The organism is Botrimarina colliarenosi (assembly GCF_007859955.1).
Taxonomy (GTDB): Bacteria; Planctomycetota; Planctomycetia; order Pirellulales; family Lacipirellulaceae; genus Botrimarina; species Botrimarina colliarenosi.
This window is the reverse complement of record NZ_SJPR01000003.1, coordinates 80611-97541: the sequence shown is the minus strand read 5'-3', so window position 1 is coordinate 97541 and position 16931 is coordinate 80611. Positions and strand designations below refer to the sequence as shown.

Annotated in this window: 15 protein-coding genes; 6 read left to right on the top strand and 9 right to left on the bottom strand. The window is 65.9% G+C overall.

The genetic code is table 11. The features are described from left to right. Window positions 1-230: 230 nt before the first annotated feature. The 3 genes from ilvB (at window position 231) to Pla108_RS12055 (ending at window position 2857) form a co-directional block, all read left to right on the top strand. Window positions 231-2006, top strand: a complete 1776-nt coding sequence (ilvB, locus tag Pla108_RS12065; protein WP_146445211.1) for a biosynthetic-type acetolactate synthase large subunit — start codon at window positions 231-233, stop codon at window positions 2004-2006. 78 nt (window positions 2007-2084) lie between these two features. Then, window positions 2085-2444: a hypothetical protein gene (locus tag Pla108_RS12060; RefSeq protein ID WP_146445210.1), complete on the top strand. Its 360-nt coding sequence runs from the start codon at window positions 2085-2087 to the stop codon at window positions 2442-2444. Beyond that, entirely contained in the window at window positions 2441-2857 is a 417-nt protein-coding gene (locus Pla108_RS12055) for a type II toxin-antitoxin system VapC family toxin (protein ID WP_146445209.1), read from the top strand. Before Pla108_RS12060 ends, Pla108_RS12055 begins: the two co-directional genes overlap by 4 nt. Window positions 2858-2870: 13 nt before the next feature. On the opposite strand, the gene Pla108_RS12050 is transcribed toward Pla108_RS12055, so the two are convergent. Continuing rightward, window positions 2871-4187: a dicarboxylate/amino acid:cation symporter gene (locus Pla108_RS12050; protein ID WP_146445208.1), complete on the bottom strand. Its 1317-nt coding sequence runs from the start codon at window positions 4185-4187 to the stop codon at window positions 2871-2873. 372 nt (window positions 4188-4559) lie between these two features. Between Pla108_RS12050 and Pla108_RS12045 the strand changes: the two genes are divergently transcribed. Continuing rightward, window positions 4560-5846 (top strand): GAF domain-containing protein, encoded by a 1287-nt coding sequence (locus Pla108_RS12045; RefSeq protein WP_146445207.1) that lies wholly within the window; start codon window positions 4560-4562, stop codon window positions 5844-5846. A 40-nt stretch (window positions 5847-5886) separates the two neighbouring features. Here Pla108_RS12045 and Pla108_RS12040 read toward each other — a convergent pair whose 3' ends face one another. Next, window positions 5887-7059 (bottom strand): endonuclease/exonuclease/phosphatase family protein, encoded by a 1173-nt coding sequence (locus Pla108_RS12040; protein WP_146445206.1) that lies wholly within the window; start codon window positions 7057-7059, stop codon window positions 5887-5889. 297 nt (window positions 7060-7356) lie between these two features. Then, window positions 7357-8307 carry a PEP-CTERM sorting domain-containing protein gene (locus Pla108_RS12035; RefSeq protein WP_146445205.1) on the bottom strand — a complete coding sequence of 317 codons (951 nt, stop codon included), beginning with the start codon at window positions 8305-8307 and terminating at the stop codon, window positions 7357-7359. Window positions 8308-8598: 291 nt separating this feature from the next. On the opposite strand from Pla108_RS12035, the gene Pla108_RS12030 reads away from it, so the two are divergent. Further along, window positions 8599-9096: a YaiI/YqxD family protein gene (locus tag Pla108_RS12030; RefSeq protein ID WP_146445204.1), complete on the top strand. Its 498-nt coding sequence runs from the start codon at window positions 8599-8601 to the stop codon at window positions 9094-9096. Window positions 9097-9266: 170 nt separating this feature from the next. Here the strand turns inward: Pla108_RS12030 and obgE are convergent, their stop codons facing one another. From obgE to Pla108_RS12015, 3 genes are all read right to left on the bottom strand, one after another. Further along, entirely contained in the window at window positions 9267-10274 is a 1008-nt protein-coding gene (gene obgE, locus Pla108_RS12025) for a GTPase ObgE (protein ID WP_146445203.1), read from the bottom strand. A 523-nt stretch (window positions 10275-10797) separates the two neighbouring features. Next, window positions 10798-11097, bottom strand: a complete 300-nt coding sequence (gene rpmA / locus Pla108_RS12020) for a 50S ribosomal protein L27 (RefSeq protein ID WP_146445202.1) — start codon at window positions 11095-11097, stop codon at window positions 10798-10800. 87 nt (window positions 11098-11184) lie between these two features. Further along, window positions 11185-12150 carry a hypothetical protein gene (locus Pla108_RS12015; RefSeq protein ID WP_146445201.1) on the bottom strand — a complete coding sequence of 322 codons (966 nt, stop codon included), beginning with the start codon at window positions 12148-12150 and terminating at the stop codon, window positions 11185-11187. Between the two features lie 280 nt (window positions 12151-12430). Between Pla108_RS12015 and Pla108_RS12010 the strand changes: the two genes are divergently transcribed. After that, entirely contained in the window at window positions 12431-14263 is a 1833-nt protein-coding gene (locus tag Pla108_RS12010; RefSeq protein WP_146445200.1) for a cation:proton antiporter, read from the top strand. Here the strand turns inward: Pla108_RS12010 and Pla108_RS12005 are convergent. From Pla108_RS12005 to fba, 3 genes are all read right to left on the bottom strand, one after another. After that, window positions 14253-15044: a DUF3891 family protein gene (locus Pla108_RS12005; protein WP_146445199.1), complete on the bottom strand. Its 792-nt coding sequence runs from the start codon at window positions 15042-15044 to the stop codon at window positions 14253-14255. The two genes, Pla108_RS12010 and Pla108_RS12005, sit on opposite strands and share 11 nt — an antisense overlap. Continuing rightward, the gene (locus tag Pla108_RS12000; protein WP_146445198.1) at window positions 15041-15625 is read right to left on the bottom strand and encodes a Uma2 family endonuclease; all 585 of its coding nucleotides are present in this window, start codon (window positions 15623-15625) and stop codon (window positions 15041-15043) included. Before Pla108_RS12000 ends, Pla108_RS12005 begins: the two co-directional genes overlap by 4 nt. A gap of 93 nt (window positions 15626-15718) precedes the next feature. Then, window positions 15719-16756, bottom strand: coding sequence for a class II fructose-bisphosphate aldolase (gene fba / locus Pla108_RS11995; RefSeq protein ID WP_146445197.1), 1038 nt, complete (start codon window positions 16754-16756; stop codon window positions 15719-15721). Window positions 16757-16931: the final 175 nt, after the last annotated feature.

The window sequence follows — 16931 nt, the reverse complement described above, 5'->3', positions numbered from 1 at the left end:
CCCAACCTAGCGCCGAGGCCGTTCCTCACCGCGAATCGGTTGTTCGAGGCCCCTCTCTCGGCGTATTATGTGGGGCTCGCTAGGGAGGCGGATTTACGTGTCTGTCCCCGAACGACGCCCGGGGGCTTTAGCTAGCTTCTGGCACTCCCCGCTTCAGTTTCCGGCACTCCCCGCTTCTAAAGGCGGCCTGCTCCGCCTAACCCGTTCCGCTCTGTCCCCCCGTTCCGCCGATGGCCTCCACCGATACCGCCGCCCAAACCCAGCTCCTCTCGGGCGCCGACATCCTTGTGCAGTCGCTGGTGCGGCACGGCGTTGACACGATCTTCGCCTACCCGGGTGGCTGCAGCATGCCGCTGCACCAGGCGCTGACGCGGGTCTCGGACAAGCTCCGCACGATTCTCCCTCGCCACGAGCAAGGTGGCGCGTTCGCCGCCCAGGGGCTCGCCCGCTCGACCGGCAAGGTCGGCGTCGCCATGGCGACCTCGGGCCCCGGCGCCACGAATCTTGTCACCGCGATCGCCGACGCCAAGCTCGACAGCATCCCGCTGGTCTGCATCACCGGCCAGGTGCCGACAGGCGTTATCGGCTCCGACGCGTTCCAAGAAACGCCGATGGTCGAGGTCTGTCGCGGCATCACCAAGCACCACTACCTGCTGACCGACGTCAACGATGTGGCGCGCGTTATGAAGGAGGCGTTCCTGATCGCCTCGACCGGCCGGCCCGGCCCGGTGCTCGTCGACGTGCCGAAGGACGTTCAGCTCGCCAGCTGCGTCCCCGACTGGGACTGCAAGCTCAACCTGCCCGGCTACAACCCGGCCAAGCCCGAGGCGAAGCCCGAGGCGATCCGCCAAGCGGCCGCCGCGATCAAGCGCGCCCGCAAGCCGGTCATCTACGCCGGCGGCGGCGTCATCCTCAGCGACGCCTCGGAAGAGCTCCGCACGCTGGTCAAGAAGACCGGCATCCCGATCACGACCACCGTCATGGGCCTCGGCGCCTACCCCGGCACCGACGAGCTGTCGCTCGACATGCTCGGCATGCACGGGTCGGTCTACGCCAACTACGCCGTCGACCAAGCCGACCTGCTGATTAGCCTCGGCGTCCGCTTCGACGACCGCGTCACCGGCAAGCTCGAAGAGTTCTGCAAGCACGGCAAGATCATCCACGTCGATATCGACGCCGCGGAGATCAACAAGAACAAGCCGGCTCACATCCCCGTGCAGAGCGACGTTAAATACGCCCTCACCGAGCTGAACAAGATCGTCGAGGCGCCCGAGGACATCTCGGACTGGGTCGCCCAGTGCAAGAAGTGGAAGAAGGACCACCCCTTCACCTACGACAAGTCGTACCCAGGCATCACCCAGCAATCGGCCATCGAGAAGCTCTGGCAGATGACGGCCGACATGGACCCGGTCATCACGGTCGGCGTCGGCCAGCACCAGATGTGGGCCGCCCAGTTCTACAAGTTCCAGAAGCCGCGGACGTGGCTCAGCTCGAGCGGCCTGGGGACGATGGGCTTCGGCCTCCCCGCCGCCATGGGCGTCCAGGCCGCCTTCCCGGGGCGGCTGGTCATCGACATCGACGGCGACGGCAGCTTCCAAATGAACATCCAGGAGCTGAGCACGCTGGTCTGCGAGAAGCTCCCCGTGAAGGTGCTGCTGCTCAACAACCAGCACCTCGGCATGGTGGTGCAGTGGGAGGACCGGTTCATGAGGGGCAACCGGGCCCACACCTACCTCGGCCCGATCGACAAGCCCGAGTGGCACGGCGAGGGGGACGGCATCGGCGAAATGGACCAGGCCAACCGCTACGCCAACTTCGTGATGATCGCGAAGGGCTATGGCTGCGGCGGCGCCTACGTCGACAAGCCCGAAGACCTCGAGGGCGCGATCAAGGAGATGATCGCCTACGACGGCCCGTACATCCTCGACGTGGCGGTCCCCTACCAAGAGCACGTGCTGCCGATGATCCCGGGCGGGATGACGGTGAAGGACATGATCACGGAGTAGGCTCCGCTGTGCGGACGTCCTGAAGGCAGTTTTTGTTCTGTATGGGCTTTCGCTGGCTCTGCGGAGTATGATTCGGTTATGGACACGGCCTTCGACCAACTTTTAGAAAGCCCGGACAACCTCGAGTATCTCGCGCAGCAGAGCCGTCTCTTGAACGTCTCGCCGCGGAGGTTCTTGCGAGAGATGGGGACATTGTCTCACCGAGGCAACGGCGCTAAGTCGCAATCTTGTCAGGTGTCGAAGTCATTTGAAGAGCGCGTAGCCGAAGTAACAGCCCGACTAAGAGCAATGCAGGTAGACGTAAAGGCGTTTGCTGAACATCTGAAGGACGAGTCCGCGTACGACGCTGCCATGCGTCTGGGCTTGATAGGGATCGTCAAGGACGCTCCAAGCGACCTTTCGACGAATCCTAAGTACCTCGAAGGCTTCGGGAAATGAGTGAAGTGGTCCTTGCCGATACCGGGCCATTGGTCGCCATCCTGAATCAGAGCGACCAACATCACAAGCAATCCATCGAAGCGCTCAAGACGCTCCGTCTGCCGTTGCTAACTTGCTGGCCCGTCCTGACCGAAGCGGCTTATCTGCTCCGCCAATATCCCGATGCGGTAGCCAAGCTTCTCGAAGGTCTCCAATCTGGCTTTCTGGAATTGCTTCCCTTGGATGAAAGCGACGCATCGGCGATTCGCGGAATCTTATCGACCTACCGAGACCAAGGCTATCAACTCGCCGACGCATCGCTGATGCACCTCGCCGAGCGCGAAGATATAGCAACCGTCTTCACGCTGGATCGGCGCGACTTCGACGTCTACCGGCCGCAAGCCTTTGCCGCATTGCGGCTGCTGCCAGAGTAGCGTGAATTTGGCGCTATTCGTCGGACGGATTGCTCGGCTCCTCCAGCGTCCGCTCCTCCGGTCGCTCGTGCAGCAGGCCCACACTCTTGGCGACCAGGGTCGCTACGGTCGCATCGCTCGTAACGTTGGCCACGGTGCGGTACATGTCGAGCACCCGGTCGACGGCGAAGATCAGGGCGATCCCCTGGGCGATCTGCTCCTCCGGCACCCGCAGCGTCCCGAGGACGATCACCAGCATCACGATCCCGGCGCTCGGCACGGCGGCCGTACCGATCGAGGCGAGCGTCGCCGTCAGCACGATCGATAGCTGATCGCCGAGCGTGAGGTGGATGCCGCCCACCTGGCAGATGAACACCGCGGCCACGGCCTGGTAGAGGCTCGTGCCGTCCATGTTCACGGTGGCGCCGATCGGGAGGACGAAGCTGGTCACCTCCTCGTCAACGCCGAGGTGCTCCTCGGTCCGCTCCATGGTCGCCGGCAGCGTCGCCGCCGAACTGCTGGTGCTAAACGCCAACAGCTGAGCGGGGCCGAGCGCCTTGAAGAACTCGGCGTAGCCCTTCCCCGCGAACAGGACCGCCAGCGCTGGGTAGAACCCGAAGATCAGCAGCGAGAGCCCGAGCACGACGCAAAGGCTGTAAAGCATCAACGCCTGGAACACGTCCCACGACGGCGTCTCGGCCACCAGCGCCGCCAAGAGCGCGAACACGCCGACCGGCGCGGCGAGCATGATCAGATCGATCAGCCGTAGGACGACGTCGTTGAGCCCGTCGAAGAACGCCTTGACCGGCGCCGACTTCTCCTCGGGCGTGAGCACCAACGCCACGCCAAACAGCAGCACAAAGCAGATCACCTGGAGCATCGAGCCGTTGCTGGCCGAGGCGGCGAAGACGTTCTCCGGCACCAGGTCGATCAGCGGCTGGAGCGGGCCCTGCTCCTGCGTCTGCCGGGCGAGCTCGATCTTGCTCGCGGCCGCGTCCGCCGAGCCGGCCTGGATCTTCTCTCGGGTCGCCTGGTCGATCGCCAGGCCCGGCTGCACGACATTGACCACCACCAGACCGAGCGACACCGACACAACCGTTGTGAAGAGGTAGAGCGCCACGGTCCGCCCGCCGAGGGCCGACAGCCGGCCCAGGTCGCGCATGTCCGAGACCCCCTTCACCAGCGACGCAACGATCAGCGGCACCGCGATCATCTTCAACGAGTTGATGAAGACCGTGCCGAACGGCTTCACCCAGTCGGTGATCAGCCACGCCCCCCCAAAGGCGACCGCAATCGCCCCCACCACGAGGCCGAGCGCCATACCGATCAGAATGCGGACGTGGAGGGGCATATCGTATTTAGGTGAAAGCGCTATCTGAGTGGTTCGTTTAGAAGCCGCATCGTCGCATCGCCAGCCGAGGGACAGCGAGCCCCCAGGCGTCAGCCGGGGGAGGGACCAACTCACCGCCCGCAAGGCCGGAAAGCCGCCGCCAACCACCCCGCCGTTACAACCCGCAAGTTTTCGCTGCGCCGCAGCGTCGCCGACCTTGCTAGCCGATGCAACTGCAAGAGCCGGATTCTGGGCAAGCTGCGGCGGGTTTTCTGAGGTGGAGGGAAAAACTCTCTTCGGAAAACTCACCCGGCTGACGCCTGGGGGCTCGCTGCCCTTTGAGGGTCGTTACCTACAACTTACGCCTGGCGCCTTCCAACTCGCACCTTGCTCATGTCCTCCGAACCGCTGACCACGCCGAAGAACGCCGCGACGCCGTCGGCGGTATCCGAGCGGATTGGGCCGGTGGTGCGGGCCGTCCTCCGCGGGGCCGCCAAGGGCCTTTGCCACGAGCAGGGCGGCTTCCAGGCGGCCGAGCTCTGGCTGCTGGACGAAGCGAGCCGGGGGCTCGGGTTGGCGTCCAGGTGGGCGCGGAAAGACTCGTCGTTCGCGGAACGCCCCGCCACGACCAACCGCCCGCTGGCCAAGGCCCCAGCCGACGTCGCCGCCCTCGCCGGCGGCGCGGTCGTTGTCGAAGAGCCTGCCGACGCGGCGGGCTGGGACCTGCACGCGGGGCCGATTGGCGCCGCGATCTGCTTACCGGTTTCGTCCGACACAACGATCCACGGCGTCCTCTGGCTGATGAGCGCAGCGCCGCTGACGATCGCCGATGAAGCGGTCGAACTGGCGGAGATCGTCGCTGGTCGGCTCGCGTTGGAAGTCGAGCGGGCCGCTGCGGGCGACAACCCAACCATTCAGGCCGCGGGCCAAGCCGAAGCATCGGAAGCGAGCGACGCCGATTCGTCTGTGTCCGAATCGTTGGGCGCCGGTCGCCGACCGACAGTTACTGCGATCGCCGCCCCCCCCGTCGAGGCCGCTGCCTGGACGGCGCCACACGCCGCAGGGCTCGCCTCGGCCGGCGTTTGGGAACTGCCCGGGGGGCGCCTTTTTGGCTTGGCGGTTGCCGCGATCGATTCGCCCGACAGCACCACGGCAAGCCAACGGTCGGCCGTCGAGTGGCTCGTCGCCGAGGCGCAGCAGCTCGCCCCGCGCGCCGCTGACGCCGGTATCCTGCTGACGCTGCTGAACCGGCGGCTGCTCGAGTCGCCGCTGGCCGGTGAAGGGCTGGCCGTCACCGCCGTGTTGGTCGACGCCCCCGAGGACGCCGACGCCGGCCTGGGTGGCTCAGGGACTTGGGCCTTCGCTGGCCCGACCGTGAACCTGTCGGTCCGCGCCGCGTGCACGACGACGCACTCTGGCGACCTAGTGCCGCTCGGCTGGAGCGAGCACGAGGCGGCCTACGCGGCCCGGCCGTTCGATCTGGCGATCCGCGAACGACTCGTCCTGACCGCCGGCGACCCCCGGCTCACCAGCCCGCTCATCGAACGCCGCCTCGGCGACATCTACCGGGCAGTCACCGCCGACGCCCACCGCGGCATGACCCCCGAGGGCTGCCTGCGTCGCCTCGCCGCCAGCGGCGCCGACGACGTCCTCGCCGCGGTCGCCCTCCGCCGCGCCTAGCCGACGCGTTCCGCGTCAATTGGCGGGGCTCGTACGGACACTACGGCGACGCTGATTTCTCTGGCGGATCGTCCGGCGCCATCGCTTCGGCATCGTCGAGTCCCTCGGCGATCAACTCGGCGGATTCCTCCGGGTCATCCCCTTCGGGATCGGGCCGGCTCTTCTCGCTAGATTGGAACGCCAAAGAAGTCAGGATCCCGAAGTGGTCGGACCCAGTAGGCCGAAACCGTCGTAAATCAGCGACCCCCGCTCCGGCCGACACGAAGACGTGATCGATTGGAAAGCGCAGCACCAACGGGTAGTCGGCGTGGTAAGTGTTGTAGAGTCCGCGTCCAACGCGGGGGTCCTTCAGGCCGCTCATCCGCTTGAAAAGGCGTGTCGTGTGGCTCCACGCCACGTCGTTGAAGTCGCCGGTCACGAGCCAGCGGTCGTCCGGCCGTTCGGCGACCTCACGTGCGACCAGCATCAGTTCGGCGTCACGGATGCGGCTGTCGTGGCGCTCGTCGTGATCCTCTTCGTACAGACCGGGCGGCGTGGGGTGGACGCCCACGAAGTGGACCGTCGCGCCGTCGGGTGTTTCGATATCGGCGAAGATCGATGGCCGCTGTTCGGAAACAAGATGGCGGACCTCACAGCCCGACACCGAAAGCTTGCTCCAGAGAATCATGCCGAGCCCCTCCTCCGCCACCACACCGTGGCGATGGGGGTACTTGGATCGCAGCGGCTTGAGCGCTTCGGCCCACGCCTCGTCGATCTCGATCAAGAGGAGCACGTCCGCGTCGAGGGCGGTGAGTTCCTCCACCACTTGTTCTCGCTGCGTATTCTCGAAGCGGAGGTTCGCGACCGCGACGCGGATCGCGTCCTTCCCGTCGGCAGCGGGCGACTCGACGGGCCACAGCGGCGTCAGCGCAACGAAATGACTCGCCTGCCACAAGACCACCAAGCCACAAACGCCAAGCCACGTCAGTCGCTCAAGCGGGCCGCGTCCGACATCGAGCATCGCGACGAGGATCCCCAGCAAGGCGGCGACCGCCACGATCTGCATCCGGGGGAAGTCGCCAAGCCGCACGAACCAAGCGCCGACCGGCAGCAGTGGCGCCACCGTCACCACCACCAGGAGTCCGACGAGAATCGAGAGGATGACGCTGGGAATCATTGACGGGGCGGAACGCGGCTCGCTCGGCAGGGCTGTCGGTGACGGGGGACGGGGCATTCTTGGCGAGGCTCCCTCGGTCGACCATCCGGCTCGCCTCAATAGAGTGGCGTATTGAGGACGGCGCGGCAAAAGCGGCTACGGCTGAAGACGCATCATCGTATCGGAGTCGGCCCGGCATCAACGCCCCTCGACGCCGTCTACCGTGGCGGGACCGTCGTGGCGACGAGGGTTAATGCGTCATCACGACCGGCAGAACGGATCCATCTCAAATGACTCTGTTCGCCAACAAAAAAACGCCGCCCCCGCTCAGAGGCGGGAGCGGCGTCATTGAAAGAACGCGGCGTAGTCCGTGACTCAGCTACGGCGACGCGACGCAGCGACGAGGCCGAAGCCCAACGCGACGAGGCCCAGCGTGGCCGGCTCGGGGATCGCCGTCACGACAAGGTTGTCGATCAACGTGACGTTCAGCAGGAAGTCGTTGGCGTCGGACGAGACGCCTCCGTTCGTGTCGCTGTGACCGAACAGGATGTTGCCGCCGCCGAGGGTGACGGTCGAGAGATCGACGGTGGCGATGTCGGTGCCATCAATCGACCAAGTGGCGAATCCGCCGGCGACCTGAATGGCGACCTTGCGCCACGCGAACCCGACCTCGCCGGCATCGACGGCGCCCGTCTGGCCGGGGAACAGCGCGATCTGATCGCCAGGAGCCGACTGGCCGCCCGGGAAGGGCGTCGTGTAGTAGGCGTTAACACCGTCACGTGAAGGGGCGGCGTACACTGGGTCGCCGGCGACATAGCTGGTCGGCGCCACCGACGAGTAAGCGCGGAAGTCAGAGCTGCTGCCACCATCGAGTGTCACAGCAAACAGAACGTTCTCGTTTGAGTTGAATCCCGGGTAGACGCCAACCGTGCCTGACGTGCCGATGCCGGCCATCGACAGCTGCGTGGTGCCGCTGCCGCCAGCGCCGAGGGGGCCGACGTAGTTTTGCCACATGTCGAATTCAACGACGTAGTCGCCGGTGAAGCTCTGGCCGGTGGGCGAGACGCTGAAACCACCGAACACGCCGGTCGTGTTGTTGGCCGTCATCTTCAGGCCCGTGGTGCCCGTTCCACCGGGGGCGGCCGGCACGCCAATGGCCGAATAGTCGTAGAAGAAGTCCGCAATGGTGTCCGTCACGGCGGGGTCGTTGACGGTCCAGTTGGCGGTCGGATCGACGTTAAAGTCTTCCGAGTAGAGGGAGGCCGCCTGTGAGGCGACCGGCAGCGCCAGCCCGAGGGCCAGAGCTACGAAACGAGTAACCTTCATTAGTCATCCTGGGTGCGGAACAAGGATCGCCTGGTCTGTAAACGCCGAGCCGAGCCGGCGCTACAATTCATGCTGATTCAAGCTCCCCTGCGCTGTCAACGGTTTGCATCGCTGCTTTGCGCACCTGAACCCCCGAGTTTCGGCGTTGCGCCTTGGTTTCGCATTCGGCCCTCCCGATTGCTCCCCGGATGGGTTGGGTGGGGTCCGTGTCATTCCAATCCTGCTGCGAGGGCTTGTCGATTCGCCGGGGGTCCTGGCTCGCAAACCCCAGCGCCGTGCTAAAACGGAAGGGTGACCACCCCCGAAGCCGCCGAGGACCCGCCCCCGCTCCGCTTGTGGGTCGACGCGGACGCCTGCCCCGTTACGATCAAGCAGCTGATTTTCCGCACGGCGCAGCGGCTGCGGATCGAGGCGGTGCTCGTCGCTAACCAGACGATGCGGGCGCCGCGGAACGGGTACGTCCGCACCATCACGGTCCCCGACGGCCCCGACGTGGCGGACGACCGCATCGCCGAGGGCGTAAGGCCGGGCGACGTGGTCGTCACCGGCGACATCCCCCTGTCCGCGCGGGTCGTGGCGGCGGGGGGCGTTGCGATCGGCGTCCGCGGCGAGCTGCTCGACGACGCCACCGTCCACGACCGCCTAGCGTCGCGGGACCTGATGGAAGAGATGCGGGCCGCCGGCGTCGAAACCCGCGGCCCCAAACCGCTCTCGCCGAAGGACCTACAGACCTTCGCGAACTCGCTCGACCGGACGCTCACCAAAGCTCTGCGGAAGCGGGGAGGCTAGTGCCTTGTCAACGCTAGAAAATGAGGGTCGGCGCCATGAGCCGTTTTGGCGCTAGCCACGGTTTCTAGCCACGGTTCTTCGTGATTCAACCGGGGCTAGCGCCCAATCGGCTCATCCTAGAATTCAGCTTTGTGAAAGACCTAGTCGCCACCAAGCTGCGGCCGAGGGTGTTACTCGTCCGCCGGGTGCAGGGTCTCCCAGACCCGCTGGACCAGCGCCTTGAGCCCGTCGCCGGTCGCGGAGCTGAACCGCAGGACCTCGCCGCCGGTCGCCTCCTCCAACTGGCTGGCGATCTCCTCGCTGCCGGGGAGCTCGCTCTTGCTCACCGTGACGATCTCGGGGCGGCTCGCCAGGTCGATGCCCAGCTGCGTGCTGTAGGCGTCGATCTCGTGGCGGATCGTGCGGTAGTTCTCGACCGGGTCGGACTGGTCCTCTGGCATCGGCTCGACGAGGTGGACCAGGACGCGGGTCCGCTCGACGTGGCGGAGGAACTCGTGCCCCAGGCCGTGTCCCTCGCTGGCGCCCTCGATCAGGCCGGGGATGTCCGCCATCACGAACTGCCGGTCCCAGTCGATCTCGACGATGCCCAGGTTGGGGCTCTTCGTGGTGAACGGGTAGTTGGCGATTTCCGGCTTGGCTCGGCTGACCCGCGAGAGCAGCGTGCTTTTGCCCGCGTTGGGCATGCCGAGCAGCCCGACGTCGGCGATCACCTTGAGCTCGAACGTCAGTCGGCGCTTCTCGCCTTCGCCGCCGGGGGTCCAGTCGCGGGGCGCCTGGTTGGTCGATGACTTGAAGCGGGTGTTCCCCTTGCCCCCCTTGCCGCCGCGGGCGGCGATCACGGTGTCGCCATCGGTGGTCAGGTCGCGGAGCACCAAGTCGTGGGCCTCGTCACGCACCACCGTGCCGGGCGGGACGTGGATCACCTGGTCGTCGGAGTTCGCGCCGTGGCAGCCCGACCCACGGCCCGGGGCGCCATTCTTGGCGCGCCAGTGCTTGCGGTGAACCAACTCTTGGAGCGAGTCGACGCCGTGCTTAGCGACGACGATGATGCTGCCGCCGTCGCCGCCGTCGCCGCCGTCGGGACCACCACGGGGGACGTACTTCTCACGCCGGAACGACATACAGCCGTCGCCGCCGCGGCCGGCTTCGACATCGACGGTGACTCGATCAACGAACACTCTAATGGTGGGGTTAAGAAGGGGGATGGGGGGGATATGACTGGAGATAAGGGGATCGCAAGCGGACGTTAGAGCGTGCTTCTTGTAAGGGTAGCGTTTGGTCGGGCTGCAGCTTCGCTGGGCGTCGTTGACCTGCATCGACGAAGCACCGCTTCGCCTGCTTCGGTCGCCTCGCCCAGCTCGCCTCGCCGACGACCAAATCGCTACGCTTACAAGAAGCACGCTCTAGTAGTCGTTTGTGAATTCTTCAGGTGCGACGCAGCAAGTTGTTCGTACTGCTAGTAGAAGAGATGGCCAAACAGCCGCTCCGCGGTTGCCCCCCTCTAACAATAAGTATGTCACACCCCCCCTGCATCAACCGTAATTGGAGCGAAGGAAAACGGGACCGTTCGCTTGCGATCCCCTTATCCCCAATCATCCCCTGCTCTGCCTTGATAAACTCCTCTGCGCAGCAAAAAAGGGACGGCGCTTAACAGCGCGCGTCCCTTCTAGTGCTGTGCGCGGAAGCCCGTTTCTCGGGCACTCAGTTCGCTGCGGCGGCCGCGGCGTGCTTGGCGGCGATGTTCTCGGCCAGCTGCTCGGCGGAGACCACGTTGATCCGGCGGCCTTCCTGATCGAACAGGATGTGGCCCTCGGTGAGGGCGAACAGCGTGTAGTCGCGGCCCTGACCGACGTTCTTGCCGGGGCGCCACTTGTTGCCCACCTGGCGGATCAAGATGTTGCCGGGGATCACGTGCTCGCCGCCGAACTTCTTGACGCCGCGTCGCTGGGCGTTCGAATCGCGGCCGTTACGGCTTGAGCCTTGGCCTTTCTTATGTGCCATCTTGCATCGTGGGGCTAGCTGGGGACCCCCACGCCAGACAGAGCTGGAGAACGGGGGCCGTCAGGTGTTCTAAACGAGCCCCGCAGACTACCGGTAGACCCAGCGGTAATCAACCCCTTCTTCGACCCCATAGAGGTCGGCCTTGCCGGGGGCGGTCCCGTACCGGACCTCGTTCTCGTGCTGCAAGAATCGGTCGCCGGGACGCCAGAAGTTCAGCTGAAGCGTCTTGCGGACGAACTCACGCCCCTTTCCGGGGGGGTCTCCGGCGGCGTAGGCGCCGGCCGGATCGGTCCATTCGTAGGCGTTCGAGAGCCCCCGGGCGTAGACGCTGAAGAAGTCGATCTCCGGGTCGATGTCGCTCCACAAAGCGACGCCCCATCGCTCCTCGCCAACGGCGAGAGGCTCGAGCGGCATCGTGGTCGACGTGTACAGCTTGCGGCCGGGCGCCTCGCGGCGGCCGATGGCGGCGACCGCTTCGGGCATCGATTGGTCGAGGTAGGCGCGGTAGACCTTTCCCCCTTCGGGCCCCACGTCGTGGCCCTGGAGGACGAAGTGCGGCAGGTAGCGGATCGGGCCCGAGTCGGCGGCGACGGCGGTGAATTCGCCGTCCGCCTCGCTCATGGTCGGCTTGAGGGCCGCCCCGGTGTTCTTCACCCGATAGACAAGGTACCAGACGAACCGCTGACCCGACTCGGTCGAGGGGTCCGCAAAGCGGATCATCCGCAGCGGCTTGAAGCCAAACTCCAGGCACCAAATTTCCCGCGTAAAGCGGGTGTCTTCGGCGTCCTGGTAGAGCGTCTGATCGGCCAGCAGCTTGGGCTGCCAATCGAGCGCCTCGTTGGCCCGGATCTCGACCACGTCGTGCTGCGTGACGGTCTCCGCCGGATCGATCGACGGGGGGATCACCGTCTCAACGCCCGGGGCGAAATCCCGCGGGGCGGCGGCGGGCGCCGACGAGGGCGTCGCCTCGGCCGACGTAAACTGGCCCAACGCGAGCCCGGGCAGCAATGCCGCCAGACCGAGCGAACAGACAATAAGCGGCAGGCGGGGCATCGCGGGTCGCCCCACGAAGGGGGCGGCGTAGATGGAGGGGAATGCGGCGAAACCGGGGGCGCGGAGGGCCGGTCCATCGCCCGCTCCAAGTAATCAAGTCTAATTCCGCACGGGATGCGGGGCAACTTACGGGCCTCTGGAGAAGCCCTGGCAGCCGCCTGCGGCCCGGTTGTGTCGTCTAAAACGGTTGGGGAGCCGCTGGCGTCATGGGCCTTCGCCCGTCATATACAAGGACCAGCGTCCCCCGACTCCGCCCAACGCCCCGCCCTAAGACGCCACCGTGCTGAGCACTTCCCTCTATTTGGCTCTGGTCCTTTCGCTGGGCGTGGGCGCCCAGTGGCTCGCTTGGCGGACCCGGCTGCCGGCGATCGTCCTGCTGCTCGCCTTCGGGTTCGCGCTGGGCATCGCCGTGGGCCCTCCGGAGACCTACCTCGATGACAAGGCCCTGCTGCCGGTTATCTCGCTGGCGGTCGGCGTCATTCTGTTCGAGGGGGGCCTGAGCCTCCAGTTGAAAGAGGTCCAAGAGACCCGCTCGGTCGTGCTCCGTCTGGTGACCGTCGGCTTGCTCGTCACGTGGGGAACGTCGACCGTCGCCGCCCACTGGCTGATGGACTTCAGCTGGCCGATGGCGACGCTGCTCGGCGCGCTACTAACCGTTAGCGGACCGACGGTCATCCTGCCGCTCCTGCGCCAGGTGCGACCCACCGGCCGGATCGGCTCGGTCATCAAATGGGAAGGAATCGTCAACGACCCGATTGGCGCGATCCTCGCCGCGTTGGTCTTTGAACTCGTCGTGCACGGCATGGGAAATGGCCTCGCCTCGGAGTCGGCCTGGATCCTCGCCAAGACGTCGTTCGTCGGCGTGGCCCTAGGGAGCTCGGCCGCTTGGCTGATCACCTATCTGCTGCAGCGCTACCTCGTCCCCGACTACCTGCAGAACGCCGTCGTGTTGGGGCTCGTGGTGCTGATGTTTGCGGTCTCCAACGCCCTGGCGGGAGAGTCGGGGCTGGTCACCGTGACGGTCCTCGGGCTCATCCTGGCCAACCAGCATCGCACGTCGGTTAAGCACGTCGTCGAGTTCAAAGAGAACCTGCGCGTGCTGCTGATCGCGGTGCTGTTCATCCTGCTCTCGTCGCGGGTGACGATCGGCTGGGACGAGATCCAACAGATCGGCTGGGGGGGCCTCGCCTTTGTCGCCACTTTGATTTTTCTGATACGCCCCGTTGCGACCCTGCTGGCGACCGTCGGCAGCGACCTGTCCCGGAACGAGCGGCTGCTGCTCGCCTGGATCCATCCGCGGGGTATCGTCGCGGCCGCGGTGGCGTCCTTGTTCGCCCTAGGGTTGAAAGACACCGAGCTCGCGCCCGAGGGCGACCGCCTGGTGCTCGCGACGTTCATGGTGATCGTCGGCACCGTTCTGACCTACGGACTGACGCTCGGCCCCCTGGCCCGCCGTCTCGGGCTCTCTCAGGCCGATCCCCAGGGCGTGCTCCTGGCCGGCGCCGCTCAGTTCGCACGGATGCTGGCCGAGTCGCTTCAGAAAGAGAACATCCCGGCGCTGCTGGTCGACACCAACCCGCAAAGCGTTCAGGCCGCCCGCATGGCGGGGCTCCGCGCCCATTACGCCAGTATCGGCAGCGAGTTTGTTATGCAGGGGCTCGACCTGGGGGGCATCGGCCGGCTCATGGCGATGACGCCCAACGACGAGGTCAACTCGATCGCCGCCACCGAGCTCCGTGAGGTCTTCGGCAGCGAAAACGTCTACCAACTCTCGCCGACCAAGAAGGCGGGAGAACGCCAACGCCGAATCCCGTCCCACCTGCACGGCCGGCTGCTGTTCGGCCCCGGCGTCACCTACGACGAGCTCCGCCGCCGGGTGGAGATGGGCGCGCAGATCAAAAAGACAACGCTCAGCGAAGACTACACCTTCGAGAAGTTCACCGAACAGTACGGCCCAACGGCGATCGTGCTCTGCAAATTTCTCGACGGGGGCCGCGCCCGCTTCGCCACGGAGGACCAGCCGCTCGACCTCAAGACGGGCGGCAAGATCCTCGCGCTGGTCGACCCACCGGCCGGCGGCTTCGACCCGGCCGAGAGCGGCGTCATTCACTAGGGACGAGCCGCCAGCTGAGCTTGCTCGCCGCCCCTTCAATCGAACCAAGTCGGGCGTCGACCGACAGCGTCAGTTCCGCCGTCTTGAACGGCCACGGAGTCACCCGCACCGGCTCTCGACACTTGTCGGCGACAAAACGGAGGGGGCGCCAACCCGCTTCGGGGCCGCCGGTCGTCATCGGCTCGGCCGCCTCGTCCCCTTCGGTGATCGGACACACACAACAAAGCCACAGGCTCATCCAGTCGAAAGCCTGCAGCCAAACCAGGCAACGATCGGCAAGCTCGGTGAGGTGGTGCGGCGACGCCTGCCGCCACTCGTCGAGCCAGCCCGTGCGTAGTTGATCGACGCTTTCTAGCCAGCCCACCCACTGCGGATAGTCGGCGTCCCGACCAGCCTGGAGGGAGTAGAAGTGCGACGCCACCACCCACCCCGCCAATGGGCCGATCGCCCGACACGCTTCGATCGAAGCGGTCCAGATTGCTTGAGCCGCGTCGGGGGGCATCTCGGTGAAGCTGAGCGGCCTACCTTCCGCGTCGATCAGCAGCGCGTCGGCGTAGCCAATCCAGCCGTCATCGTGACAGCGAATTGCCTCGAGCAGTTCGGCCCGAACCGACGCCAGCTCGTGACCGGGCTGGTCGGCGGGGCAGACAAGCGTCGCGAACTCGGCGTTGTCCCACGCCTTCGCCAGTTCCCAACTCACCCGCGCGTGGTCGGGCTGCGTCACGAGCAGCCATTGTTCGGCCGCCCCGTCGCCACCGCTCGGCAGGTCGCGACGGATCATTTCGGGTCGAGCCCGGCAAAAAGCTCCGCCAGCGGGTAGCTGAACCCGGGCAGGACGTCGCCCCCGTCGAGCGCCGCGTCGCCGGTGACAATTTTCACGTCGTCGAGCGAGCGATAGACCGTCACCGACTTGCCGCGTGGGTAGACGACCCACACCATTTCACAGCCCGCCGCGAGCCAGCGCCGCGCTTTATCGTCCACCTGCTCGGCGGTGTCGCTGGGGCTGGTCACTTCCACCGCAAGCGCCGGCGCCTCGGGGAAGTAGGCCTCGGTAACGCCAATCTCCTCGACTCGAACATTGCGTATAAAGGCCGCATCCGGGGCGAGCACCGTGTCGGGGTTCTGTCCGATTCGAAACCCCGTCTCGGCGCCCGCAATCATGCCAAGGCGTTGCGACTCAACGTGATAGCTGAGCGCCGTCGCGATCCGTGCGGCGAGCGTTCCATGACCAAAACCGGCAGGAGACATCAAGCGCACCTTCCCTTCGACCAGATCGCACCGCTGATCGCGGTAGTCTCTGCCCAAGTCATCCGCGGTGATCAGCGACAAAGTCGCCTTGGTTCCGAGTTCAACCGTGCTCATAGCTCTATCTTACCACGCTCCCACCCGGCGCAGCAAAAGAGCCGGCGGGGACGACCCCCCGCCGGCTGCTGAATGCTGAGTGCCGACAGCTATTTACTTGTAGTAGCTGACGAAGTCGCCGATCGTCTTCGGCTTGATCTTGCCCGCGTTGCCGGCCTGGCCGAAGGCCGTCATCCGGGCGATGCAGACCTGCTTCATCGCCTCGCGGGCCGGCTTCATCCAGTCGCGGACGTCGAACTTCTCGGGGTGCTGCGCCAGCAGCTTACGCACCGCGCCGGTCATCGCCATGCGGTTGTCGGTGTCGACGTTGATCTTCCGCACGCCGTACTTGATCCCCTTCTGGATCTCTTCGACCGGCACGCCGTAGGTCTGCTTCATCTCGCCGCCGAATTCGTTGATGATGTCCTGCAGCTCTTGCGGGACACTCGACGAGCCGTGCATCACGAGGTGGCAGTTCGGCAGCCGCTTGTTGATCTCGATGATGCGGTCCATCGCGAGAACGTCGCCGGTCGGCTTCTTGGTGAACTTGTAGGCGCCGTGGCTGGTGCCGATGGCGACCGCCAGGGCGTCGACGCCCGTGTCGGCGACGAAGCGCTCGGCCTCGTCCGGGTCGGTCAGCAGCTGGTCGTGCGACAGCTCTTCGGTGGCGCCGTGGCCGTCCTCTTGCTCACCGCCGCCGGTCTCGAGCGAACCGAGGCAGCCGAGCTCACCCTCCACCGAAACGCCTTGCTTGTGGGCCGACTCGACGACCTGCTTGGTGACCTTAACGTTGTAGTCGTAGTCGGCGGGCGTCGAACCATCTTCCTTCAGCGAGCCGTCCATCATGACGCTCGTGAAACCGTGATCGATCGCGCTCTGGCACGTCTCGGGACCGTTGCCGTGGTCCTGGTGCATAACGATCGGGATCTTCGGGTACAGCTCGGCGGCCGCCAGCATCAGGTGCCGCAGGTAGGCGTCCTGCGAGTACTTCCGGGCGCCGCGCGACGCCTGGATGATGACCGGCGAATCGGTCTCTTCGGCGGCCTCCATGATCGCCTGGATCTGCTCCATGTTGTTCACGTTGAACGCGGCCAGGCCGTAGCCGTTCTCGGCGGCGTGGTCGAGCAGCAAACGCATTGGGACCAGGGGCATCGGAGACTCCTCTACTGCTTGTGTTGACTTCGGGGTTGGGGACCCACGGGCGATCAATTCGCCCGAGCGGTCAGCCGCCCCCCAAGGTACCGCCGCCGGGCTCCGGGCGGGAGGGTCAGAACGTCGCGTCGGATGCGCGATTTAACAGTCGAATTCGGCGCCGGCCTGAGCCGTG

Bases quoted from the DNA above. Each gene is read 5' to 3' on its own strand.
- ilvB (WP_146445211.1), top strand. From the start codon at position 231: ATGGCCTCCACCGATACCGCCGCCCAAACCCAGCTCCTCTCGGGCGCC.
- Pla108_RS12060 (WP_146445210.1), top strand. From the start codon at position 2,085: ATGGACACGGCCTTCGACCAACTTTTAGAAAGCCCGGACAACCTCGAG.
- Pla108_RS12055 (WP_146445209.1), top strand. From the start codon at position 2,441: ATGAGTGAAGTGGTCCTTGCCGATACCGGGCCATTGGTCGCCATCCTG.
- Pla108_RS12050 (WP_146445208.1), bottom strand. From the start codon at position 4,187: ATGCCCCTCCACGTCCGCATTCTGATCGGTATGGCGCTCGGCCTCGTG.
- Pla108_RS12045 (WP_146445207.1), top strand. From the start codon at position 4,560: ATGTCCTCCGAACCGCTGACCACGCCGAAGAACGCCGCGACGCCGTCG.
- Pla108_RS12040 (WP_146445206.1), bottom strand. From the start codon at position 7,059: ATGCCCCGTCCCCCGTCACCGACAGCCCTGCCGAGCGAGCCGCGTTCC.
- Pla108_RS12035 (WP_146445205.1), bottom strand. From the start codon at position 8,307: ATGAAGGTTACTCGTTTCGTAGCTCTGGCCCTCGGGCTGGCGCTGCCG.
- rpmA (WP_146445202.1), bottom strand. From the start codon at position 11,097: ATGGCACATAAGAAAGGCCAAGGCTCAAGCCGTAACGGCCGCGATTCG.
- Pla108_RS12015 (WP_146445201.1), bottom strand. From the start codon at position 12,150: ATGCCCCGCCTGCCGCTTATTGTCTGTTCGCTCGGTCTGGCGGCATTG.
- Pla108_RS12005 (WP_146445199.1), bottom strand. From the start codon at position 15,044: ATGATCCGTCGCGACCTGCCGAGCGGTGGCGACGGGGCGGCCGAACAA.
- Pla108_RS12000 (WP_146445198.1), bottom strand. From the start codon at position 15,625: ATGAGCACGGTTGAACTCGGAACCAAGGCGACTTTGTCGCTGATCACC.
- fba (WP_146445197.1), bottom strand. From the start codon at position 16,756: ATGCCCCTGGTCCCAATGCGTTTGCTGCTCGACCACGCCGCCGAGAAC.